This is a genomic window from Erwinia persicina, from assembly GCF_019844095.1.
Taxonomy (GTDB): Bacteria; Pseudomonadota; Gammaproteobacteria; order Enterobacterales; family Enterobacteriaceae; genus Erwinia; species Erwinia persicina.
Map to the genome: position 1 here is coordinate 1 of NZ_CP082141.1, position 20,220 is coordinate 20,220.

17 protein-coding genes are annotated in these 20,220 nt (G+C 55.8%); 12 read left to right on the top strand and 5 right to left on the bottom strand.

Annotated elements, in window-relative coordinates; all coding sequences use genetic code 11:
* Positions 1-136: 136 nt before the first annotated feature.
* The 10 genes from dnaA (at position 137) to K6L24_RS00050 (ending at position 12,828) form a co-directional block, all read left to right on the top strand.
* The gene (gene dnaA, locus K6L24_RS00005; RefSeq protein WP_062744139.1) at positions 137-1,528 is read left to right on the top strand and encodes a chromosomal replication initiator protein DnaA; all 1,392 of its coding nucleotides are present in this window, start codon (positions 137-139) and stop codon (positions 1,526-1,528) included.
* Positions 1,529-1,530: 2 nt separating this feature from the next.
* Entirely contained in the window at positions 1,531-2,631 is a 1,101-nt protein-coding gene (dnaN, locus tag K6L24_RS00010; protein WP_062744082.1) for a DNA polymerase III subunit beta, read from the top strand.
* Between the two features lie 187 nt (positions 2,632-2,818).
* Positions 2,819-3,904 (top strand): DNA replication/repair protein RecF, encoded by a 1,086-nt coding sequence (gene recF, locus K6L24_RS00015; protein WP_062744081.1) that lies wholly within the window; start codon positions 2,819-2,821, stop codon positions 3,902-3,904.
* 17 nt (positions 3,905-3,921) lie between these two features.
* Positions 3,922-6,330: a DNA topoisomerase (ATP-hydrolyzing) subunit B gene (gene gyrB, locus K6L24_RS00020; RefSeq protein WP_062744080.1), complete on the top strand. Its 2,409-nt coding sequence runs from the start codon at positions 3,922-3,924 to the stop codon at positions 6,328-6,330.
* A gap of 176 nt (positions 6,331-6,506) precedes the next feature.
* Positions 6,507-7,709, top strand: coding sequence for a PfkB family carbohydrate kinase (locus K6L24_RS00025; RefSeq protein ID WP_137268973.1), 1,203 nt, complete (start codon positions 6,507-6,509; stop codon positions 7,707-7,709).
* 44 nt (positions 7,710-7,753) lie between these two features.
* Positions 7,754-8,677 carry a dihydrodipicolinate synthase family protein gene (locus K6L24_RS00030; RefSeq protein ID WP_062744078.1) on the top strand — a complete coding sequence of 308 codons (924 nt, stop codon included), beginning with the start codon at positions 7,754-7,756 and terminating at the stop codon, positions 8,675-8,677.
* A 104-nt stretch (positions 8,678-8,781) separates the two neighbouring features.
* Positions 8,782-9,273 carry a NanQ anomerase/TabA/YiaL family protein gene (locus K6L24_RS00035; protein ID WP_222681818.1) on the top strand — a complete coding sequence of 164 codons (492 nt, stop codon included), beginning with the start codon at positions 8,782-8,784 and terminating at the stop codon, positions 9,271-9,273.
* The gene (locus tag K6L24_RS00040) at positions 9,270-10,571 is read left to right on the top strand and encodes an MFS transporter (RefSeq protein ID WP_222681819.1); all 1,302 of its coding nucleotides are present in this window, start codon (positions 9,270-9,272) and stop codon (positions 10,569-10,571) included. The genes K6L24_RS00035 and K6L24_RS00040 overlap by 4 nt, the downstream gene beginning before the upstream one ends.
* Before the next feature lie 94 nt (positions 10,572-10,665).
* Complete coding sequence (gene yidA, locus K6L24_RS00045) at positions 10,666-11,475, top strand: sugar-phosphatase (protein WP_062744075.1); 810 nt, start codon at positions 10,666-10,668, stop codon at positions 11,473-11,475.
* Between the two features lie 84 nt (positions 11,476-11,559).
* On the top strand, positions 11,560-12,828 hold the full coding sequence (locus K6L24_RS00050) for a YidR family protein (protein WP_222681820.1): 1,269 nt from the start codon (positions 11,560-11,562) through the stop codon (positions 12,826-12,828).
* On the opposite strand, the gene K6L24_RS00055 is transcribed toward K6L24_RS00050, so the two are convergent.
* Positions 12,809-13,171, bottom strand: coding sequence for a YceK/YidQ family lipoprotein (locus tag K6L24_RS00055; RefSeq protein WP_062744138.1), 363 nt, complete (start codon positions 13,169-13,171; stop codon positions 12,809-12,811). The genes K6L24_RS00050 and K6L24_RS00055 overlap by 20 nt on opposite strands.
* Positions 13,172-13,466: 295 nt before the next feature.
* On the opposite strand from K6L24_RS00055, the gene ibpA reads away from it, so the two are divergent.
* Positions 13,467-13,889 carry a small heat shock chaperone IbpA gene (gene ibpA / locus K6L24_RS00060; protein WP_062744073.1) on the top strand — a complete coding sequence of 141 codons (423 nt, stop codon included), beginning with the start codon at positions 13,467-13,469 and terminating at the stop codon, positions 13,887-13,889.
* A 40-nt stretch (positions 13,890-13,929) separates the two neighbouring features.
* Here ibpA and K6L24_RS00065 read toward each other — a convergent pair whose 3' ends face one another.
* Positions 13,930-15,183, bottom strand: coding sequence for a valine--pyruvate transaminase (locus K6L24_RS00065; RefSeq protein WP_062744072.1), 1,254 nt, complete (start codon positions 15,181-15,183; stop codon positions 13,930-13,932).
* Between the two features lie 362 nt (positions 15,184-15,545).
* On the opposite strand from K6L24_RS00065, the gene K6L24_RS00070 reads away from it, so the two are divergent.
* A complete protein-coding gene (locus K6L24_RS00070; RefSeq protein ID WP_222681821.1) occupies positions 15,546-16,754 on the top strand; it encodes an aldose 1-epimerase family protein in 1,209 nt (402 codons plus the stop codon).
* A gap of 99 nt (positions 16,755-16,853) precedes the next feature.
* Here the strand turns inward: K6L24_RS00070 and ghrB are convergent, their stop codons facing one another.
* The 3 genes from ghrB to K6L24_RS00085 all read right to left on the bottom strand — a co-directional run bounded on the left by ghrB (position 16,854) and on the right by K6L24_RS00085 (position 20,217).
* Positions 16,854-17,819 carry a glyoxylate/hydroxypyruvate reductase GhrB gene (ghrB, locus tag K6L24_RS00075; RefSeq protein ID WP_222681822.1) on the bottom strand — a complete coding sequence of 322 codons (966 nt, stop codon included), beginning with the start codon at positions 17,817-17,819 and terminating at the stop codon, positions 16,854-16,856.
* Between the two features lie 84 nt (positions 17,820-17,903).
* Complete coding sequence (locus K6L24_RS00080; RefSeq protein WP_062744069.1) at positions 17,904-19,190, bottom strand: MFS transporter; 1,287 nt, start codon at positions 19,188-19,190, stop codon at positions 17,904-17,906.
* A gap of 73 nt (positions 19,191-19,263) precedes the next feature.
* Positions 19,264-20,217, bottom strand: coding sequence for a sugar kinase (locus K6L24_RS00085; RefSeq protein ID WP_062744068.1), 954 nt, complete (start codon positions 20,215-20,217; stop codon positions 19,264-19,266).
* Positions 20,218-20,220: the final 3 nt, after the last annotated feature.

Here is a 20,220-nt window from a genome sequence, read left to right on the forward strand (position 1 = left end):
TGAAAAATGTCGGGGGACGGGCGGAGTAACCGCGGATAGCGGTTCGCATGTGTCTCATCGGCATGCGTCAACAATGATGAAATTATCGCTTCAGCGCCTTTTATATCTTATCGAATTTTTTCGAGTGGAGTCCGCCGTGTCACTTACGCTTTGGCAACAGTGTCTTGCCCGCCTGCAGGATGAGCTACCTGCCACAGAATTCAGCATGTGGATACGCCCGTTACAGGCCGAACTGAATGACAATACGCTGGCCTTGTATGCACCAAACCGTTTTGTACTCGATTGGGTTCGGGATAAATACCTGAATAATATCAACGCCTTGCTTAATGATTTTTGCGGGGTAAATGTACCGTTGCTGCGGTTTGAGGTGGGCAGTAAGCCCGTCGCGCAGACCATCAGCCAGCCGGTAATGGCCAGTGCTCATGCCAGCACACCGGGTATCATCAGCCGTCCTGCGCCTATGCGTCCCAGTTGGGACAATATGCCGGCACCGGCAGAGCTGTCTTATCGCTCGAATGTGAACACCAAGCATAATTTTGACAACTTCGTTGAGGGTAAATCGAATCAGCTGGCACGTGCGGCGGCACGTCAGGTCGCAGATAACCCCGGCGGAGCCTATAACCCCTTGTTCCTGTATGGCGGTACAGGCCTGGGTAAAACGCACCTGCTGCATGCGGTGGGTAACGGCATTATGGCGCGCAAGCCAAACGCGAAAGTGGTGTATATGCACTCTGAGCGTTTTGTGCAGGATATGGTAAAGGCGTTGCAGAACAACGCCATCGAAGAGTTTAAGCGTTACTATCGTTCGGTCGATGCGCTGCTGATCGATGATATTCAGTTCTTTGCCAATAAAGAGCGTTCGCAGGAAGAGTTTTTCCACACCTTTAATGCGCTGCTGGAAGGTAACCAGCAGATCATTTTGACCTCGGATCGTTATCCTAAAGAGATCAACGGGGTGGAGGATCGTCTGAAATCACGCTTCGGCTGGGGCCTGACGGTGGCGATCGAGCCGCCAGAGCTGGAAACCCGCGTGGCGATCCTGATGAAGAAAGCCGATGAAAATGACATTCGCCTGCCTGGCGAGGTCGCGTTCTTTATTGCCAAACGACTGCGTTCAAACGTACGTGAACTGGAAGGCGCGCTGAACCGCGTGATCGCCAACGCCAACTTTACCGGTCGTGCCATCACCATTGATTTTGTACGTGAAGCGCTACGCGATCTGCTGGCATTGCAGGAGAAGCTGGTCACTATTGATAATATTCAGAAGACGGTCGCTGAATATTATAAAATCAAAGTGGCCGATCTGCTGTCGAAGCGGCGTTCCCGCTCCGTCGCCCGTCCGCGCCAGATGGCGATGGCGATGGCCAAGGAACTGACCAACCACAGCCTGCCGGAAATCGGTGATGCTTTCGGGGGTCGTGACCACACCACGGTGCTACATGCCTGCCGTAAAATCGAGCAGTTGCGTGAAGAAAGTCACGACATTAAAGAAGATTTCTCTAATCTAATCAGAACATTATCTTCCTGACTATGAAATTTATTGTAGAACGTGAGCATTTACTCAAACCCTTACAGCAAGTGAGTAGCCCGTTAGGCGGGCGTCCGACGTTGCCCATTCTCGGTAACCTGCTGCTGCAGGTGACGGAGGGCACGCTGCTGCTGACCGGTACCGATTTAGAAATGGAAATGGTCGCCCGTGTTGCGCTGACGCAGGATCATGAACCGGGTGCCACCACCGTTCCCGCGCGTAAATTCTTTGATATCTGTCGTGGTCTGCCGGAAGGCGCAGAGATCACGGTGATCCTGGACGGTGAGAGAATGCTGGTGCGCTCCGGCCGCAGCCGCTTCTCGCTCTCCACGCTGCCCGCCAGCGACTTCCCGAACCTGGACGACTGGCAGAGCGAGGTGGAATTCACGTTGCCGCAGGCCACGATGAAGCGCCTGATCGAAGCGACACAGTTTTCCATGGCCCATCAGGATGTGCGGTACTACCTGAACGGCATGCTGTTTGAAACCGAAGGCGAAGAGCTGCGCACCGTGGCCACCGACGGTCACCGTCTGGCGGTATGTTCCATGCCGGTCGGACAATCGCTGCCCAGTCATTCGGTGATCGTGCCGCGTAAAGGGGTCATTGAACTGGTACGTCTGCTGGACGGCGGCGATACCCCGTTACAGGTGCAGATTGGCAGTAATAACATCCGGGCTCACGTGGGCGATTTTATCTTCACGTCCAAGCTCGTAGATGGCCGTTTCCCTGATTATCGCCGCGTGTTGCCGAAAAATCCCGATAAAACCCTCGATGCAGGCTGCGATCTGCTGAAACAGGCCTTTGCCCGTGCGGCGATCCTCTCAAATGAGAAGTTCCGCGGCGTTCGCCTCTATATCAGCGAAAATCAGCTGAAAATCACGGCGAATAACCCGGAGCAGGAAGAGGCTGAAGAAATTCTGGATGTCACCTACGGCGGCACCGACCTCGAAATCGGCTTTAACGTCAGCTACGTGCTGGATGTACTGAATGCACTGAAGTGCGAGAATGTGCGTCTGCTGCTGACGGACTCGGTGTCCAGCGTGCAGATCGAAGATGCGGCCAGCCAGTCAGCGGCCTACGTCGTCATGCCGATGAGATTGTAATTTATCGGGCTAACGTGCTTGCCATTCTGGGATGGGGCAGTGCTCAAAATCCTCACGTACTTTGTGTACGCTCCGGTTTTTGCGCGCTGGCCGCACCCAAACTGTCTGCGCCGTTGACGCCCTGTTTTATCGTCAAGAAAAGACATGGCGTGGTTATATCCTCGCCTGTTTTGGGATTTCGTCTGCTATGGCTTTAACCCGCCTGCTTATCAAAGACTTCCGTAATATTGAAAACGCGGACCTGACGCTGGCCCCCGGGTTTAACTTTCTGGTGGGGCCCAATGGCAGCGGTAAAACCAGCGTGCTGGAAGCCATTTATACCCTTGGTCACGGTCGGGCCTTCCGCAGCCTGCAGGCGGGCAGGGTGATCCGTCATGAGCAGGACGCTTTTGTGCTTCACGGGCGCATCGCCGGGAGTGAGCGCGAAGTATCAGTCGGCCTGACCAAAAACCGTGCCGGTGACAGCCGCGTGCGGGTGGACGGCAGCGACGGGCATAAGGTGGCCGAGCTGGCACAGATGCTGCCGATGCAGCTGATTACGCCAGAAGGGTTTACCCTGCTCAACGGTGGACCAAAATACCGTCGGGCCTATATCGACTGGGGGTGTTTTCATAACGAGCCCGGTTTTTTCAGTGCCTGGAGCAACCTTAAGCGGCTGCTCAAGCAGCGTAACGCGGCGCTGCGCCAGGTTTCACGCTATCAGCAAATTCGGGCATGGGATCAGGAACTGGCTCCGCTGGCCGAGCAGATAAGCCGCTGGCGGGCGGACTATAGCGCAGCGATTGCGGCCGACATTAATGCCACTTGTGCGCAGTTTCTGCCCGAGTTTCAACTCAGCTTCTCTTTCCAGCGTGGCTGGGATAAAGAGAGCGACTATGCCGAGCTGCTCGAACGTAACTTTGAGCGCGATCGTGCACTGACTTACACCGCCAGCGGCCCCCATAAAGCCGATTTCCGCATTCGTGCGGAGGGGACGCCGGTAGAAGATTTGCTGTCACGCGGCCAGTTAAAGCTGCTGATGTGCGCCCTGAGGCTGGCGCAGGGTGAGTTTCTCACCCGACAGAACGGGCGACGTTGCCTGTATCTGATAGATGATTTTGCCTCTGAGCTGGATGAAACGCGCCGCCACCTGCTGGCAGCGCGCTTAAAAGCCACTCAGGCCCAGGTTTTTGTCAGTGCCATTGCACCGGAGCATGTCTTCGATATGACTGACGAAAAGGGCAAGATGTTCAACGTAGAACAAGGTAAAATAGCGGTTCAACCTGAAGATTAAACGAGCGAGAAAAGTTGATGTCGAATTCTTATGACTCCTCCAGTATCAAAGTTCTGAAAGGGCTCGATGCTGTACGCAAACGCCCGGGTATGTATATCGGCGATACGGATGACGGTACCGGTCTGCATCACATGGTATTTGAGGTCGTGGATAACGCCATTGACGAAGCGCTCGCCGGTCACTGTTCCGATATTCTTGTCACTATTCATGCCGATAACTCTGTTTCCGTTGTGGATGATGGCCGTGGTATTCCGACCGGTATTCACGAAGAAGAAGGCATCTCAGCCGCTGAAGTGATCATGACCGTGCTACACGCCGGCGGTAAGTTCGACGATAACTCTTATAAAGTCTCCGGCGGCCTGCACGGCGTGGGCGTGTCAGTGGTGAACGCCCTGTCGGAAAAACTGGAGCTGACCATTCGTCGCGAAGGGAAAGTTCACCAGCAGACTTACGTCCACGGCGTGCCACAGGCCCCGCTGAGCGTGAGCGGTGAAACTGACCTGACGGGAACGCGCGTGCGTTTCTGGCCCAGCCATCAGACGTTCACTAATGTCGTGGAGTTCGAGTACGAAATCCTGGCAAAGCGCCTGCGTGAGCTGTCGTTCCTGAACTCCGGCGTTTCGATTAAGCTGGAAGATAAGCGCGACGGTAAAAGCGACCATTACCACTATGAAGGTGGTATCAAGGCGTTTGTTGAGTACCTCAACAAGAACAAAACCCCGATCCACCCGAATGTGTTCTATTTCTCAACCGAGAAAGACGGCATTGGTGTGGAAGTGGCGCTGCAGTGGAACGATGGTTTCCAGGAAAATATCTACTGCTTTACCAACAACATCCCACAGCGGGATGGGGGCACGCACCTCGTTGGTTTCCGTACCGCGATGACCCGTACCCTGAATGCCTACATGGATAAAGAAGGCTACAGCAAGAAAGCCAAAGTCAGCGCCACCGGTGACGACGCGCGTGAAGGCCTGATTGCTGTGGTGTCGGTGAAAGTGCCGGATCCGAAATTCTCTTCACAGACCAAAGATAAACTGGTCTCTTCTGAAGTGAAAACCGCCGTTGAGCAGCAGATGAACGAGCTGCTGGCAGAATACCTGCTGGAAAACCCGACCGATGCCAAAATCGTCGTCGGTAAAATCATTGATGCGGCCCGCGCCCGTGAAGCGGCCCGTCGTGCACGTGAAATGACCCGCCGTAAAGGCGCGCTGGATCTGGCAGGCCTGCCGGGCAAACTGGCGGACTGCCAGGAGCGTGATCCGGCTCTGTCCGAAATTTACCTGGTGGAAGGGGACTCTGCGGGCGGCTCTGCCAAGCAGGGGCGTAACCGTAAAAACCAGGCCATCCTGCCGCTGAAGGGTAAAATCCTCAACGTCGAGAAGGCGCGCTTTGACAAGATGCTCGCGTCGCAGGAAGTCGCTACGCTGATCACCGCGCTGGGCTGTGGTATCGGTCGTGATGAGTACAACCCCGACAAACTGCGCTATCACAGCATCATTATCATGACCGATGCCGACGTGGATGGCTCGCATATCCGTACCCTGCTGCTGACCTTCTTCTACCGTCAGATGCCAGAAATCATTGAGCGTGGTCATGTCTATATTGCCCAGCCACCGCTGTACAAGGTGAAAAAAGGCAAGCAGGAGCAGTATATTAAAGACGACGATGCGATGGATCAGTACCAGATCGCCATCGCGCTGGACGGTGCCACGCTGCATGCGAACGCCAGCGCCCCGGCCCTTGGCGGTAAGCCACTGGAAGATCTGGTGTCTGAGTTCAACAGCACGCGCAAGATGATCAAGCGCATGGAGCGCCGTTACCCGGTGGCCTTGCTGAATGCGCTGGTCTACAACCCGACCCTGAGCGATTTGACCGCCGAAGCGCCGGTACAGAGCTGGATGGATGTGCTGGTGAAGTATCTGAACGACAACGACCAGCACGGCAGCACCTACAGCGGTCTGGTACGCGAAAATCTGGAGCTGCATATCTTTGAGCCGGTACTGCGTATCAAAACCCACGGCGTGGATACCGATTATCCGCTCGACAGCGAGTTTATGCTCGGCGGCGAATACCGTAAGCTCTGCGCGCTGGGTGAGAAGCTGCGTGGCCTGATCGAAGAAGACGCGTTCATCGAACGTGGCGAGCGTCGTCAGCCGATTGCCAGCTTTGAGCAGGCGATGGAGTGGCTGGTTAAAGAGTCACGCCGTGGCCTGACGGTTCAGCGTTATAAAGGTCTGGGCGAGATGAACCCGGATCAGCTGTGGGAAACCACCATGGATCCGGACAGCCGCCGTATGCTGCGCGTGACCATCAAAGATGCCGTGGCCGCCGACCAGCTGTTCACCACCCTGATGGGGGATGCGGTAGAGCCCCGTCGTGCCTTTATTGAAGAGAACGCCCTGCGCGCGGCAAACATCGATATCTGATGCCAGGCGTGACCGCTTAACGGTCGTTCCACAGTAAATAGCAGACCTCCGGGTCTGCTTTTTTTTTGCTTTTTGGTTTCCCTTCCGTTTGCTTCCGTTTTTCCCCGCGTGCTATGACCGCTATCACTTTTAAACCTTTCATGCTCACTTAGTCTCTTAAACAGTAAGAGGTGACTATGTATCTGGAACAACGGCGTAACCACATCCTCGACTATCTCGACCAGTATGAAACCCTGAGTGTGGCCTGGCTGGCGGGGACGTTTTCCGTATCGAAAGAAACTATCCGTAGTGACCTGGCCGCGCTGGCTGTGCAGGGATTGATCCAACGCTGCCACGGCGGTGCGATGGTGATACGTCGCAATTTGCAGGCAAAACTGATTACGGAAACGGGCGGTAATTTTCAAGTGTTATTACAGCGCCTGGAGGAGCAGCGCTCAGCGCCACGTCACCCCCGAAGGACGCAGGGGCGAGTGTGTATTCTCGGTTCATTTAACGTTGATATTGTGGCCAAAGTGGCGCGTTTTCCCAAAGGCGGTGAGTCGCTGCTGGCGCTGGGCAGTACGCTAGGGCCGGGAGGCAAAGGAGCAAACCAGGCGATGGCCGCCAGCCGGGCTGGTGCCAGAGTGCACTTTGTCTCCAAGGTTGGCACGGACCAGTTCAGCCAGTTTGCTTTCGATCACCTGTCGGCATCGGATATTCATTCTTTCAGGTTGTACCAGAGTGATGTGGAGCCAACGGGTAACGCGATCATCTACGTCTCTCAGCAGGATGGTGAAAACATGATTGCCATCTATTCCGGTGCCAATAAGACCCTGACGGACGGGGAAGTGGCAGAGATGACCCATGAACTGGCAGGTTCTGACGTACTACTGGTGCAGTTAGAAAACAACTTTTCCGCGACGCTGAATGCGATGAAGCTGGCGAACACGCTGGGCGTGCGGGTGATTATGAATCCGGCGCCGTTCTCTGAAGATGCACTGGCCTGCCTGCAGTATGTGGACGTGTTGACCCCAAATGAAACTGAAGCCTCGTTGCTTTCAGGGGTGGAAGTCAGCGATCTCGACAGCGCCAAAGAAGCCGCGCAGGCGATTGTCCGGCAGGGGGCAAAGCGGGTAATTATCACCCTGAGTTCACGCGGGGCGCTGATCCTCGATAACGGTCAGTTTCAGCATATTGCTGCTTTTCCGGCACTCAGCGTGGATACCACCGGGGCTGGAGATGCCTTTAACGGGGCCTTCGCTGCGGCCGTGGCGAACGGGCAAACCATTGCGCAGGCGGCCACCTATGCCGCCGCGTTTGCTTCACTGGCGGTAGAGCGCGAAGGGGCATGCAATATGCCCGATCACCCACAAGTGGTCGCGCGTCTGGCGCAACGCTAAATACAACTGACTTTCATGCAGCCTTGCTGCCTCAGGAGAACCAAATGAAGAAGATAGAAGGCATTGTTCCGGTTATGTTGACGCCGTTTACCGATGACAACCAAATCGACTATCCCGGCCTGGAACGGCTGATTAACTGGTATCTGGCACAGGGTGTGGATGCGCTATTTGCCGTCTGCCAGTCCAGCGAGATGCAGTTCCTGACACTGAAAGAGCGCGTGGATTTGGCGAAGTTTGTCGTGGAGAACGTGCAGGGGCGCGTACCGGTTATTGCTTCCGGCCATATCAGTGATGCGCTGGATGCACAGATTGAAGAACTGAGCGCAATGGCGGATACCGGTATTGATGCTCTGGTGCTGGTGACTAACCACCTGGATCCGAAAAATGAAGGGAGCGACAGATTTTTCTCCACGCTGAACGCTCTGCTGGAAGTTCTGCCGGCCAGTATGCCGCTGGGGCTCTACGAGTGCCCGGCACCTTATCGCCGCCTGCTGACCGATGAAGAGTTCAGCTTCTGTGCCAACAGCGGACGTTTTGTGGTACTGAAAGATGTCAGCTGTGATTTGCCTACCGTACAGCGCCGCGTGAAGCTTGCAGAAGGCACCCCGTTCAACATTATCAATGCCAATGCCGCCATTGCCTGGCCTGCCATCCAGTCCGGTTCAAAGGGCTTCAGCGGTGTATTCACCAACTTTCATCCTGAGCTGTACCACTGGCTTTACCATCATGGTGCTGCGCAACCGGAAAAAGCGCAGGAGCTGTCGTTATTCCTGTCACTCTCTGCGGTAACCGAAACCCTCGGCTACCCGAAAAACGCCAAAATTTATCACCAGCAGCTCGGCACGTTCGACAGTGAATTCTGCCGGGTGAATAAAGATAACGTGCTGGAAAAATTCTGGGGCCTCGGCGTATTGCTGGATCAAATCCAGCAAGGCACTGCGCTGTGGCAAAAGAAAATCGCGGGCTAACCTTCGCGCCGGGCGGCCCTGTCAGGGGCTGCCCGCTGTACCCCACAACCCGCTAAACAAATAACAAAAACTCGTTCGATGCGAGTGAAAACGGGACGACAACCATGATTTTTTGCGATCGCAACGACTGGGCGAGGGAACGTCATACCCTGCATCCGGTCATTAACCAGGCTCTGGAATGGATTGCAGCAACGGATTTTTCCGCGCTGGAACCCGGTAAGTTCGACATCCTTCCTGAGAACAAAATGTTTTGTCTGTACCAGACGATGGACACCGTCCCGGCCAGCGATATGCGTGCCGAGTCGCATTTTCAGTACGTCGACATTCAGTATCTGCTCTCCGGTGAAGAGACGATCGGTGTGGCGCGTGCCCACCCGAGCCACAGGGTGGTAGAAGACCGTGCCGAACAACACGATATTGTGTTTTATCACCAGACCCATAATGAATCGATGATTGCGCTGGAAGCCGACACCTTTGTGGTGCTGTTTCCTCATGATGTTCATCGCCCCTGTTGCCAGACCCATGGCGTTTCCCACCTGCGAAAAGCGGTGATCAAAATCCACCTGAGTCTGTTTACTGACGAGAAAACATCATGAAAGACACCTCTGTAACTGCCTCTGGCGCGCAGCCACTCACCGCCAACCCGCCGCAGATCTCCCGTCTGCGCTGGGGCATTATTCTGATCCTGCTGCTGGCTGCGGTGGTGAATTACCTTGACCGTGCCAACCTCAGTATCGCCAATACCACTATTGCTGCCGAATTTGGCTTCTCGCAAACCGAGATGGGATTGCTGCTTTCCGCATTCCTCTGGCCTTATGCGCTGGCAAATCTCCCCGCTGGCTGGCTGGTGGATAAATTTGGCCCGAAACGCATGTTCTCCTGGGCGCTGGGGCTCTGGTCGGGCTTTACCTTCCTCGCTGCCTTTGTGAACAGCTATTCGGTGTTTTATGGCCTGCGTATGTTGCTGGGGATTTCAGAATCGCCGTTCTTCACCTCCGGCATCAAAATCACCCATCGCTGGTTTGGTGATAAAGAACGTGGCCTGCCCACCTCAATCATTAATACCGGCTCGCAGATTGCCAACGCCATTGCACCGCCCATCCTTACCGTGCTGCTGTTAAGCTTCGGCTGGCGCGGTATGTTTATGGCGATTGGGCTAATGGGCATTCCCCTGATGCTGGCCTGGTGGAAATTCTACCGTGACCCGGACGCACGAGAAGATGCGCTGATCCATGCTGGTCACCGTAGCGTCACGGCCGCGGGCGACGCTGCGGTGAAAACCAGCTGGGGGGCGTTGTTCAGGCACCGTACTACCTGGTTTATGGTGATCGGTAACTTTTCAATTATGTTCACTATCTGGGTTTATCTCACCTGGCTGCCAAGCTATCTGGAGAAATCACTCGGTTTCAGCCTGAAGCAGACTGGCTGGATCGCGTCGATTCCCTTTTTTGCGGGTATTCTCGGCGTGCTGGTGGGCGGAATGTTATCCGACAGGCTGGTGCGCCGCGGGATGAAAGCGATCCATGCGCGTAAAATCCCGATTGTGGCAGGTGCTGCGCTGGCGGCCTGCTTTGTGGCCCCCATCCCCTTTGTGGACAGCACGCCGCTGGCGATTGTGCTGCTGTCGCTGGGGTATTTCTGCTCGCAGATGCCGCAGGGGGCTATCTGGACGCTGGCCACCGATATTGCCCCGAAAGATCAGGTGGCATCGCTGGGGGCGATCCAGAACTTCGGCGGTTTCCTTGGGGCTGCGATGGCACCGATTGTCACCGGGGTGATCCTGGATATGACCGGTAAGTTTACCAACGTTTTCCTTCTCGGGGCCGGGTTGCTGATGCTGGGCGCGATCAGCTACGGCTTCTTTGTTAACAAACCGCTGGCGACACAACGCTGACCGGGGCGTGCCGCCGTTGATACCGTCATCAGACTGGTCATCGTTAGCTGAATCGCGCTAGCATGGGGACAAATGGTTAGCTAACGAGGATGGTATGGCGATTAAACTGATTGCGATTGATATGGACGGCACGTTGCTTAATCCGCAGCACGAAATTTCTCCGCGCGTGAAGCAGGCGATCCAGGCCGCACGTGATAACGGTGTCGCGGTGGTACTGGCGACGGGACGTCCGTTTATCGGTATCCAGCGCTACCTGGCGGAGCTGGGCTTACAGCAGGAAGGTCAGTACTGCATCAGCAATAATGGCGCGCTGGTACAAAAGGCCGACACCGGTGAATGTGTAGCAGAAGTGGCGGTCAGCTTTGACGACTATCTTTACTATGAGCAGATGGCGCGCGATCTCGGCGTGCATTTCCAGGCGCTGACACAGACCCATCTGTACACGGCGAATAAAGATATCAGCCGTTATACCATTCATGAAGCCAGTCTGACGGGGATTCCCTTGCGCTACCGCCCGGTAGAGGAGATGGACGCCGCCATGACCTTCCCGAAAATCATGATGATTGATGAGCCGGAGCTGCTGGATGCCGCCATCGCGCGCATTCCGGCGGAAGCCCGTGCGCGTAATACCCTGCTGAAAAGCTCGCCTTACTTCCTGGAAATTCTTAACAAAGAGGTCAACAAAGGCGCGGGCGTGAAAGCCCTGGCTGACCGTCTTGGGCTGCAGCGTGAGGAGGTGATGGCGCTGGGCGACCAGGAAAACGATCTGGCGATGCTGGAATTTGCCGGAACAGGGGTGGCGATGGGCAACGGCATTGACGCGGTTAAAGCCATCGCGCAGTTTGTGACCGCGTCTAACGCTGAAGATGGTGTGGCCGTGGCTATCGAGAAGTACGTTCTGTAATTTTTGCCCTGCCTCTCAGACGGCGGATACCCTTCGTCCGCCGAATGCATTACCCTTAACAAAACCGTGCTAAGGGTTCTCACGATGAAAGAAAAACAGCTCACTTTCGCTCCGCGCCATCACCAGTTGACCAATATTAACGTCTGGACCGCCGACAGCCAGTGGCTGGCCTATGATGTTCGTCCCAGCGGGGCGTCCTTTACGGGATTGACGATTGAGCGGGTTAATGCGCACAGCGGCGTGACGGAAGTGCTGTATCAGGCACGTGACGGTGCCCATGTCGGTGTCGTGACCGTCAGCCCGGATCTGCCTGCCCGTTACGTCTGCATTCACGGACCGGAACACCCCGACAGCCAGTGGAAGTATGATTTCCACCATCGCCGCGGCGTGATCGTTCAGTACGGCGTCGCGGAGAACCTGGATGCCTGCGATATCACGCCCCCTTATACCCCCGGTGCGCTGCGTGGAGGATCTCATGTACACGTTTTCAGCCCGGACGGTTCACGCCTGAGCTTTACCTATAACGATCATGTCATGCATGAGTGGGATGTGAGACAGGATTTGCGCAATGTGGGGGTGGCCGTGCCGCTGCACGCGGTGTGTCCACCCAGGCACCATCCCCGCGAATATGATGGCAGCCACTACTGTGTGCTGGTCAGCCGAACCACGGCCAGCCCACGGCCGGGCAGCGATGAGATTAACCGGGCCTACGAAGAGGGTTGGGTGGGTCAGCAGGGTTACCGGCGTGCCGACGGCAGCCAGCAGCGCTGGGCGCTGGCCTTTATGGGCGACACGCTGTCGGCTGGCGGGGAAAAAGTCACCGAGGTGTTTATCGTTGACCTGCCGGAAAGCAATGCGGCGTTTGCTATTGCAGGTGATGCGCCGCTGGAAGGCAGTGAAACCCGACTGCCGGCTCCGCCCCGGGGGGTGCAGCAGCGGCGTCTGACCTTTACCACCGATCGCCGTTTCCCAGGTCTGGCCGCCGCACCACGCCACTGGCTGCGGAGTTCACCGGATGGCAGCGTTATTGCCTTTCTGATGAAAGATGATGCCGGCGTGGTGCAGTTGTGGACAATCTCCCCTCTGGGCGGTGAACCGCGGCAGGTGACACGGGGCGACAGCGATATTCAGTCCGCCTTTAGCTGGCATCCTGACGGGCACCAGCTGGCGTTTGTGATGGACAATAGCATCACCCTCTGTGATGCCAGAAGTGGCGCGTTGCGACGCATCACCGCGCGCAGCGCTGTCGCTCCGGTGGCCGATGCAGTGGTGTTTTCTCCTGATGGCCGCTCGGTAGCGTATCTGCGTGACTGTGGCGAATTCCGACAGATATTTACGGCGCAGGCGAATTAGCCACGTCCGGAGCGATGGTCTGCCGCATAATCTCGTTGGTGTGATTCTTCTGCTCGCTGCGGCGCACGCGATCGCGCGGTGAGTCAGTATCCCCGGCGCGGTAATAGTCTACCGGCAGCAGTAACGTATCCAGTACGGCAGAAAAAGGCAGGTCGATCAGGGCCAGTGGCTTTATTACCCAACTACTTTCTTTGTTCGTCAGGACGCTGGCGCTGGCGCGCGTACCGGAGTAATAGCCTTCACTGGGGCCGCTGTGCGTCATCACGCTTGAGCAACCGCTGGCGCTGGCGAGGGAAACACAGGCAACCAACCCGGCAATATGGCACTTCTTCAAAGCTTTCATCTCGATAATCCCTTCAGTCATGGCAAGCCTGGCTGAGACTCATTGCCGGCGTGCAGGTCACTCTGTGGTGACTGACACGATGGCCCGGCGAACTCATCCCTGAGTGTATGTCATTACGTGCTTTCAGGTAGAAAAATCGTCATATACCCCTTGAAAGCATGGTGTCCATCACCATTTTATTTTTACGGTCAGTGAAACCTGTGCCGACAGGGCAGTCTTTTCTGATCCGGCGACCCGTCCATGATGGAGGGCCGTTAACATTGACTTATAACTCGCTGACAATCAGGAGCTTAACATGCGTAATTTCGACCTTGCCCCACTTTACCGTTCATCCATTGGTTTTGACCGCCTGATCAACCTGCTGGAATCCAGTCAGAGCCAGAGCAACAACAACGGCGGCTATCCTCCGTATAATGTTGAGCTGGTGGGTGAAAATAACTACCGCATTACGATTGCTGTTGCCGGTTTTGCTGAAAATGAGTTGGAGATCACCTCCCACGATAATCTTCTCAGCGTGCGTGGATCGCACCCGGACGAACAGCAGGAGCGCACCTATCTCTATCAGGGGATCGCGGAGCGTAACTTCGAACGTAAATTCCAGTTAGCCGAACACGTTCATGTTCGTGATGCAAAACTGGAAAACGGTTTACTTTACATCGATCTTGAGCGCGTCGTTCCTGAAGCGAATAAACCGCGTCGTATCGAAATTATCAAGTAAGACTGCGTGTTAGTCGGGCCGCCAGCAGACGCTGGCGGCCTTAAAATGACTCACGGTGTGCCCGCTCAACTTCTTCTGCCAGAATGCTAATCCCCTGCTCAATCTTATCGCTGTCCGGCACGTAGTTCATTCGCATACACTGATGCGTGTGTGGCCACGCCTGTTCCAGCCCCGGGAAAAAGAAATGCCCCGGCACCATCAGCACCCCCCGTTTTTTCAGCCGCTGATACAGCACTTCAGTGGTGATCGGCAGATCTTTAAACCAGAGCCAGAGGAAAATTGCCCCTTCAGGCTTATGGATCAGACAGCGGTCGGGGGATAAATAGCGGCGGATCACGGCAATGGTCTGCGTCACGCGCTGCTGATAAAACGGCTTAATCACGTCTTCCGACAGTCGCAACAGGTCGCCGCGCTGGATCATCTCATTGGCGATGGCGGGCCCAACGCTACCGGGTGCCAGACTGATAATGCCGTTCATATTACTGACAGCGGAAATCACCTTCTCATCAGCAATAATGATGCCGCAGCGCGCACCCGGCAGGCCAAGCTTCGACAGGCTCATGCACAGAATAATATTTGGATTCCACAGCGGACGTGCTTCGCTGAAGATAATTCCCGGGAAGGGGACGCCGTAGGCGTTGTCGATCAGCAGCGGGATATCATGCTGCTGTGCCAGCGCATCCAGCTTGAGCAGTTCGTCATCGGTGATCACATTCCCGGTCGGATTGGTCGGCCGCGACACGCAGATCAGACCGGTGTCTTCACCGATATGCAGATGTTCAAAGTCCACATGATATTTGAACTGGCCTTCCGGCAGCATTTCAATATTGGGTCGCGTCGAGACAAACAGGTCTTCATCCAGACCGGCATCGGCGTAACCCAGGTATTCAGGAGCCAGCGGGAACAGGACGCGCTTTTTGCTGCCGTCAGCGCGGTAGCCGGCATACAGGTTGAACAGGTAGAAGAAGGCGCTCTGGCTGCCGTTGGTCAGGGCAATATTTTCCGGGGCGATGTCCCAGCCAAGCTGGTCGCGCAGCAGGGCCGACAGGGAGTCCAGCAGTGTCGTTTTACCCCGTGGGCCGTCATAGTTGCACAACGCTTCTGCCAGCTTGCCTTCATCATGCATCTGCTGAAGCAACTGCTGAAAATAGTCGTTCATAGCCGGGATCTGCGCGGGATTGCCACCGCCCAGCATCACGGTGCCCGGCGTACGTAAACCCTGCCCCATATCTTCCATCAGGCGTGAAATGCCTGTATGGCGCGTAAATTTGTCACCAAATGCCGAAAAGCTCATACCCTGTTAATCACTTGTTATTTACAACGGGTGTCCACCTTAACGCCAGCACTTGTACGATGCAATCTTCAGGGGAGCGCGATAGCATTTGTTCATGGCGGCGAGGTTGGCGGATATCTGCCGACCGGGTCGCGTGTCAGAAGCTGAATCGTTTAAAGGTAATAGCCCTGCCTCGTGCCTGGCATCACATCCGTTAATGTATCCACCGTGATTAAGGGCAAAATTTAGTGATTTACTGCACGTTTAATGGAGTAAAAAACGCCAATAGGCCAGTCGGTGATGGCTATCACGTTTTTATCCTGCGCTGGTTTGTAGTCTGTTCCTCGATCAAGCTTAATCAATTCAGCTAAAGGATAAGAACCATGAAAAAAACGCTTCTGGCAGGGGTAATAATGGCGGTGATTAGCGGTCAGGCAGCAGCACAAAGCTGGTTGCTGACAGATGCTGAAACCAGTACGGAAAAGGGAAACTGGCAGGTAAGCAGCCAGCAGCTGAAGCTGGGAGGGGAAAGCTTCAGCATCGAGCAGAAAGTGCTGCACGGCGGCAAGCAGGAAGGGTCAAAAGTGCTGACCATTACCAGTAAAAATGGCCTGACTATCAGCCTGAGCCCGACGCGCGGCATGGATCTGCTTAAAGTCACCGGACATGGCGTTCGTCTGGGCTGGGATTCGCCGGTGAAGGAAGTGGTCAATCCGGCGAATATCAATCTGGAAAGCCGTAACGGCCTGGGCTGGCTGGAAGGGTTCAATGAGATGATGGTGCGCTGCGGCTTCGAGTGGACCGGCCACCCGGTGACTAAAGACGGCATGATCTACACGCTGCACGGGAAAGCGGGCAACACCCCGGCGTCGAAAGTGGAAGTGATTGTCGATGACAAAGCCCCGCATGAAATCCGCATTCGCGGCCTGCTGAAAGAGACCACCTTTAAAAAAGCGAACCTCGAAACCTGGACCGAGCTGCGCTATGTCCCGGGCTCCGATGCCTTTACCGTTCATGATGTGCTGACCAACCAGGCCGATTATCCTCACGACTATCAGATTATCTATCACAGCAATTTCGGTACGCCGATCCTGGAAAAAGATGCCCGCTTTATTGCCCCGCTGAAATCCGTTTCACCGTTTAATGACTACGCCAAAAAAGGGCTGGATGGCTGGAATGTTTACGGCGCGCCAACCAAAGACTTCGATGAGATGGTATTTAACCTGACGCCGAAAGCCGACAGCAACGGCAAAACCGTGGCCGCGGTGATCAACAGCAAAGGGGATAAAGGCGCATCGATTGAGTTTGACACCCACCAGCTTCCGCTGCTGACCATGTGGAAAAATACCGACACCCTGAAACAGGGCTATGTAACGGGGATTGAGCCCGGTACGAACTATGCCTATCCGGTCACTATCGAGAAAGAACAGGGGCGCGTGAAACAGTTGCAGGCAGGACAGAGTACTGAATTTACGCTGACCTATACGCTGCTGAAAGATGCCAGCGCGGTACAGAAGGTCGAACAGCGTGTGAAACAGATCCAGGGGGATGACACCGTCGCCATCGACGAAACGCCTATCGCCAAAGAATAATCGTCGCCGCCAGGCAGGGGTTGACCGCATTTCCGGTCAACCCGCAACCGGGCAGGGCCGATCGTCAATACGACCGGCCCTGCAGAACGACAGCTGTGGTTAACGCGGATTAACGCAGTTCTTTTCTACCCTGCCGTTTAGCGCGGCAATCAGGTTATCAACGGCATCTTTCGCCATCCCGTAGCGCGTTTCATGGGTCGCGGAGCCAATATGCGGCAGCGCCACCACGTTACGCAGCTGCAGCAGTTCAGAGTTCACCGGCAGGGGTTCCTGCTCAAACACATCCAGCCCGGCGGCGTGGATCGTCCCGTCTTTCAGCGCGGCAATCAGCGCCTGCTCGTCCACCACCGGACCGCGTCCGGCGTTAATCAGCACCGCACTTTTCTTCATTTTCGCCAGCTGGTCACCACCGATCAGGTGGTGCGTCTGTTCGGTCAGTGGCAGGCTGATACAGAGAAAGTCGGACTCGGCCAGTAGCTGATCGAGGTCACAGTACTGCGCATCAAAGCGCTGCTCGGCTTCCGTATGATGTTTACGGGCGTTGTAGAGGATGGGCATGCCAAAGCCAAGATGTGCGCGTTGTGCCAGCGCCAGGCCGATGCGGCCCATGCCGAGGATCCCCAGCTTCTTATGGTGGACATCAATGCCGTACCAGTCAGGAGCAATACTTTTTTGCCACTCTCCCGCTTTAACGCGTTCCGCCATCTCGACCACGCGGCGGGCAGAACTCAGCACCAGTGCCATCATGGTATCCGCCACGGTTTCGGTCAGCACCGTCGGGGTATGCATCAACAGGACACCACGCTCGTTGAGCGCCGCCACGTCAAAATTGTCGTAGCCGACGGAAACGGTTGAGGCAACGCGCAACTCAGGCATATGCTGCAAAAACGCAGCATCCACTTTACCACCGGAGCCCAGAATACCTTTGGCCTGACGAAACGTGACGGCATGAGCCGCGAGGGTTTCCGGGCTTAAATCTTTCACCTCGGTCACGCTGAAATGCTCATCCAGACGTGCGCGCAAATCGTCAGGTAACGATTTATACAGCACTACAGAAGGTTTCATATGCTCTTCCTATTTCCTTTATTTCATTAACAGAGTGGCACGTCTCCCCAACGAAAACCGCCTCTGTTTCAGAGGCGGAAGCCGCTATTTCGAGGAGAGAGCGCCATCAGGCAGCGGCGACTGCTTATTCTGCGCGGGCTTTACGATAAGCGTCAGCCAGACGGAGACCAGTAAGGCGCTGCCCATAAAAATATACGACGCGGACGGGCTGCCGGTGGCACCGTTCAGGTAACCCACCACCCAGGAACCGAGGAAGGAGCCCAGCGCCCCCATGGCATTAATCAGCGCCATGGCGCCGCCGGCAACGTTACGCGGCAGCATTTCCGGGATAATGGCAAAGAACGGGCCATAAGGGGCATACATCGCCGCCCCGGCGATCACCAGCAGCGCATAGGACAGCCAGAAATTACCCGGCCCCACCAAATATGAGCCTAAAAAGGCCATGGCACCAATCAGCAGTAACGGCCAGACAAACAATTTACGGTTTTGTAACTTATCCGAAGCCCAGGAGACAACAATCATCGCTATCGTGGCGGCCAGATAAGGTACGGCCGACAGCCAGCCCGCTTCCACCATACCCATCTGTGTGCCGTTACGCAGAATGGAGGGCAGCCACAGCACAAAGCCGTATACGCCGATGCTCCAGGTAAAATACTGGGCGCACAGGATAATGACGTTTCGTGACTTAAAGGCTTCGGCATAGTTACGAACGGCTTTCAGGTTCTCCTGCTCTTTCTGTAACTGCGCCTGCAGGGCGGCTTTTTCGGCATCGCTCAGCCATTTGGCCTGCGCCGGTTTATCCTGCACCAGGAACCACCACGCTACCGCCCAGATCACCGCCGGGAAGCCTTCAATAATAAACATTTCACGCCAGCCAAAGGCGTTGATCAGATAACCGGACACCACTGACATCCACAGGACGGTCACCGGGTTACCGAGGATCAGGAAGGTGTTGGCGCGCGAACGTTCCGATTTGGTAAACCAGTTGCTGATGTAGATCAGCATCGCCGGCATCACCGCGGCTTCCACCACGCCGAGCGTAAAGCGGATGGCGGCCAGCATCGGAATATTACTGACCATCCCGGTCAGCGTGGCGCAGATACCCCATAAAATCAGGCACCAGAACACCAGCTTTTTAACGCTGCGGCGCTCGGCGTAGATTGCCCCCGGGATCTGGAAGAAGAAGTAGCCGAGAAAGAACAGGGCGCCCAGTAACGAAGAGACGCCTTTGGTGATGCCAAGGTCTTCGTTGATCCCGGCGGCAGAGGCAAAGCTGAAGTTGGCACGGTCAAGGTACGCCAGGCTGTAAGTGATAAACACGATGGGCATGATGTACCACCAGCGTTTAGGCGCGATTGTCTGATTTTTCATAAGTCTGATCCTCGGTGGCCGCATTCTTTAGTAGGGATCGATGCGGTTTGTTTTTTTCCGGGTCGTGACGGCGTCAGAAGTCACCCAGCGCAGCGCGCGTCGGTAATCCTTCGCTGTCACCGATCGCCTGAATGGCCAGTGAACCAATTTTGTTACCGCGCAGTATCGCTGCCGGTAGCGTTTTGCCTTCCAGTAAGGCGCTGATGACGCCGACGGCAAAGCCGTCACCGGCACCGACGGTGTCCACGACATTATCCGTTCTGATCGCCGCCACCTGGCCGCTGTCGCCGTCAGCCGTTTTGTACCAGGCGCCGTCACTGCCGGTCTTGATCACCACCGCTTTCACGCCCATCGCCAGGTAAAAATCGGCAATGGCTTCCGGCTGCGAATAACCGGTCAGGATCTGGCCCTCTTTGATGCCCGGCAGCACCCAGTCGGCATACTGCGCCAGACCGTTCAACTGCCTGACCATCTCCGCTTCGCTGGACCACAGTACCGGACGCAGATTCGGGTCGAAGGAGAGGGTTTTTCCCGCCTTTTTCATCGCCTGCGCGGCCTGCTGTAACAGTGCAAGCGACGTGTCGGAGAGCGCCGCCGCTACGCCGCTCAGGTGCAGGTGACGTGCCGAAGCGAAATATTCCGGATTAAAATCCTCGCCGGAAAGGTGGCTGGCGGCTGAGCCCTTACGGAAATACTCCACCTGCGGATCGGAGCCATCGTCGACTTTCGATTTCAGCTGAAAGCCGGTCGGGTAACGGGCATCAACTGTCACCTGACGGCGATCCACGCCCTCCAGATCCAGCTGCTGGCAGGTAAATCGTCCGAAGGAGTCATCGCCGATGCGGCTGACCCAGCCAACATTCAGGCCCAGGCGGGCCAGGCCAATGGCGACATTCAGCTCAGCCCCGGCGATGCGCTTGCTGAACCGGCCGGCACTGGCGAGATCGCCGCACTCTGCGGCCACGAACATCGCCATCGCTTCGCCGATGGTGACCACATCCAGGGGGCGGGTAGTTGCAGTACTCATGAT

Excerpts from the sequence above, each read along its gene's own strand:
- dnaN (WP_062744082.1), top strand. The coding sequence starts at position 1,531 with ATGAAATTTATTGTAGAACGTGAGCATTTACTCAAACCCTTACAGCAA.
- ibpA (WP_062744073.1), top strand. The coding sequence starts at position 13,467 with ATGCGTAATTTCGACCTTGCCCCACTTTACCGTTCATCCATTGGTTTT.
- gyrB (WP_062744080.1), top strand. The coding sequence starts at position 3,922 with ATGTCGAATTCTTATGACTCCTCCAGTATCAAAGTTCTGAAAGGGCTC.
- K6L24_RS00080 (WP_062744069.1), bottom strand. The coding sequence starts at position 19,190 with ATGAAAAATCAGACAATCGCGCCTAAACGCTGGTGGTACATCATGCCC.
- yidA (WP_062744075.1), top strand. The coding sequence starts at position 10,666 with ATGGCGATTAAACTGATTGCGATTGATATGGACGGCACGTTGCTTAAT.
- K6L24_RS00055 (WP_062744138.1), bottom strand. The coding sequence starts at position 13,171 with ATGAAAGCTTTGAAGAAGTGCCATATTGCCGGGTTGGTTGCCTGTGTT.
- recF (WP_062744081.1), top strand. The coding sequence starts at position 2,819 with ATGGCTTTAACCCGCCTGCTTATCAAAGACTTCCGTAATATTGAAAAC.
- K6L24_RS00035 (WP_222681818.1), top strand. The coding sequence starts at position 8,782 with ATGATTTTTTGCGATCGCAACGACTGGGCGAGGGAACGTCATACCCTG.
- K6L24_RS00030 (WP_062744078.1), top strand. The coding sequence starts at position 7,754 with ATGAAGAAGATAGAAGGCATTGTTCCGGTTATGTTGACGCCGTTTACC.
- K6L24_RS00025 (WP_137268973.1), top strand. The coding sequence starts at position 6,507 with ATGTATCTGGAACAACGGCGTAACCACATCCTCGACTATCTCGACCAG.
- K6L24_RS00065 (WP_062744072.1), bottom strand. The coding sequence starts at position 15,183 with ATGAGCTTTTCGGCATTTGGTGACAAATTTACGCGCCATACAGGCATT.
- K6L24_RS00050 (WP_222681820.1), top strand. The coding sequence starts at position 11,560 with ATGAAAGAAAAACAGCTCACTTTCGCTCCGCGCCATCACCAGTTGACC.
- K6L24_RS00085 (WP_062744068.1), bottom strand. The coding sequence starts at position 20,217 with ATGAGTACTGCAACTACCCGCCCCCTGGATGTGGTCACCATCGGCGAA.
- ghrB (WP_222681822.1), bottom strand. The coding sequence starts at position 17,819 with ATGAAACCTTCTGTAGTGCTGTATAAATCGTTACCTGACGATTTGCGC.
- K6L24_RS00040 (WP_222681819.1), top strand. The coding sequence starts at position 9,270 with ATGAAAGACACCTCTGTAACTGCCTCTGGCGCGCAGCCACTCACCGCC.
- K6L24_RS00070 (WP_222681821.1), top strand. The coding sequence starts at position 15,546 with ATGAAAAAAACGCTTCTGGCAGGGGTAATAATGGCGGTGATTAGCGGT.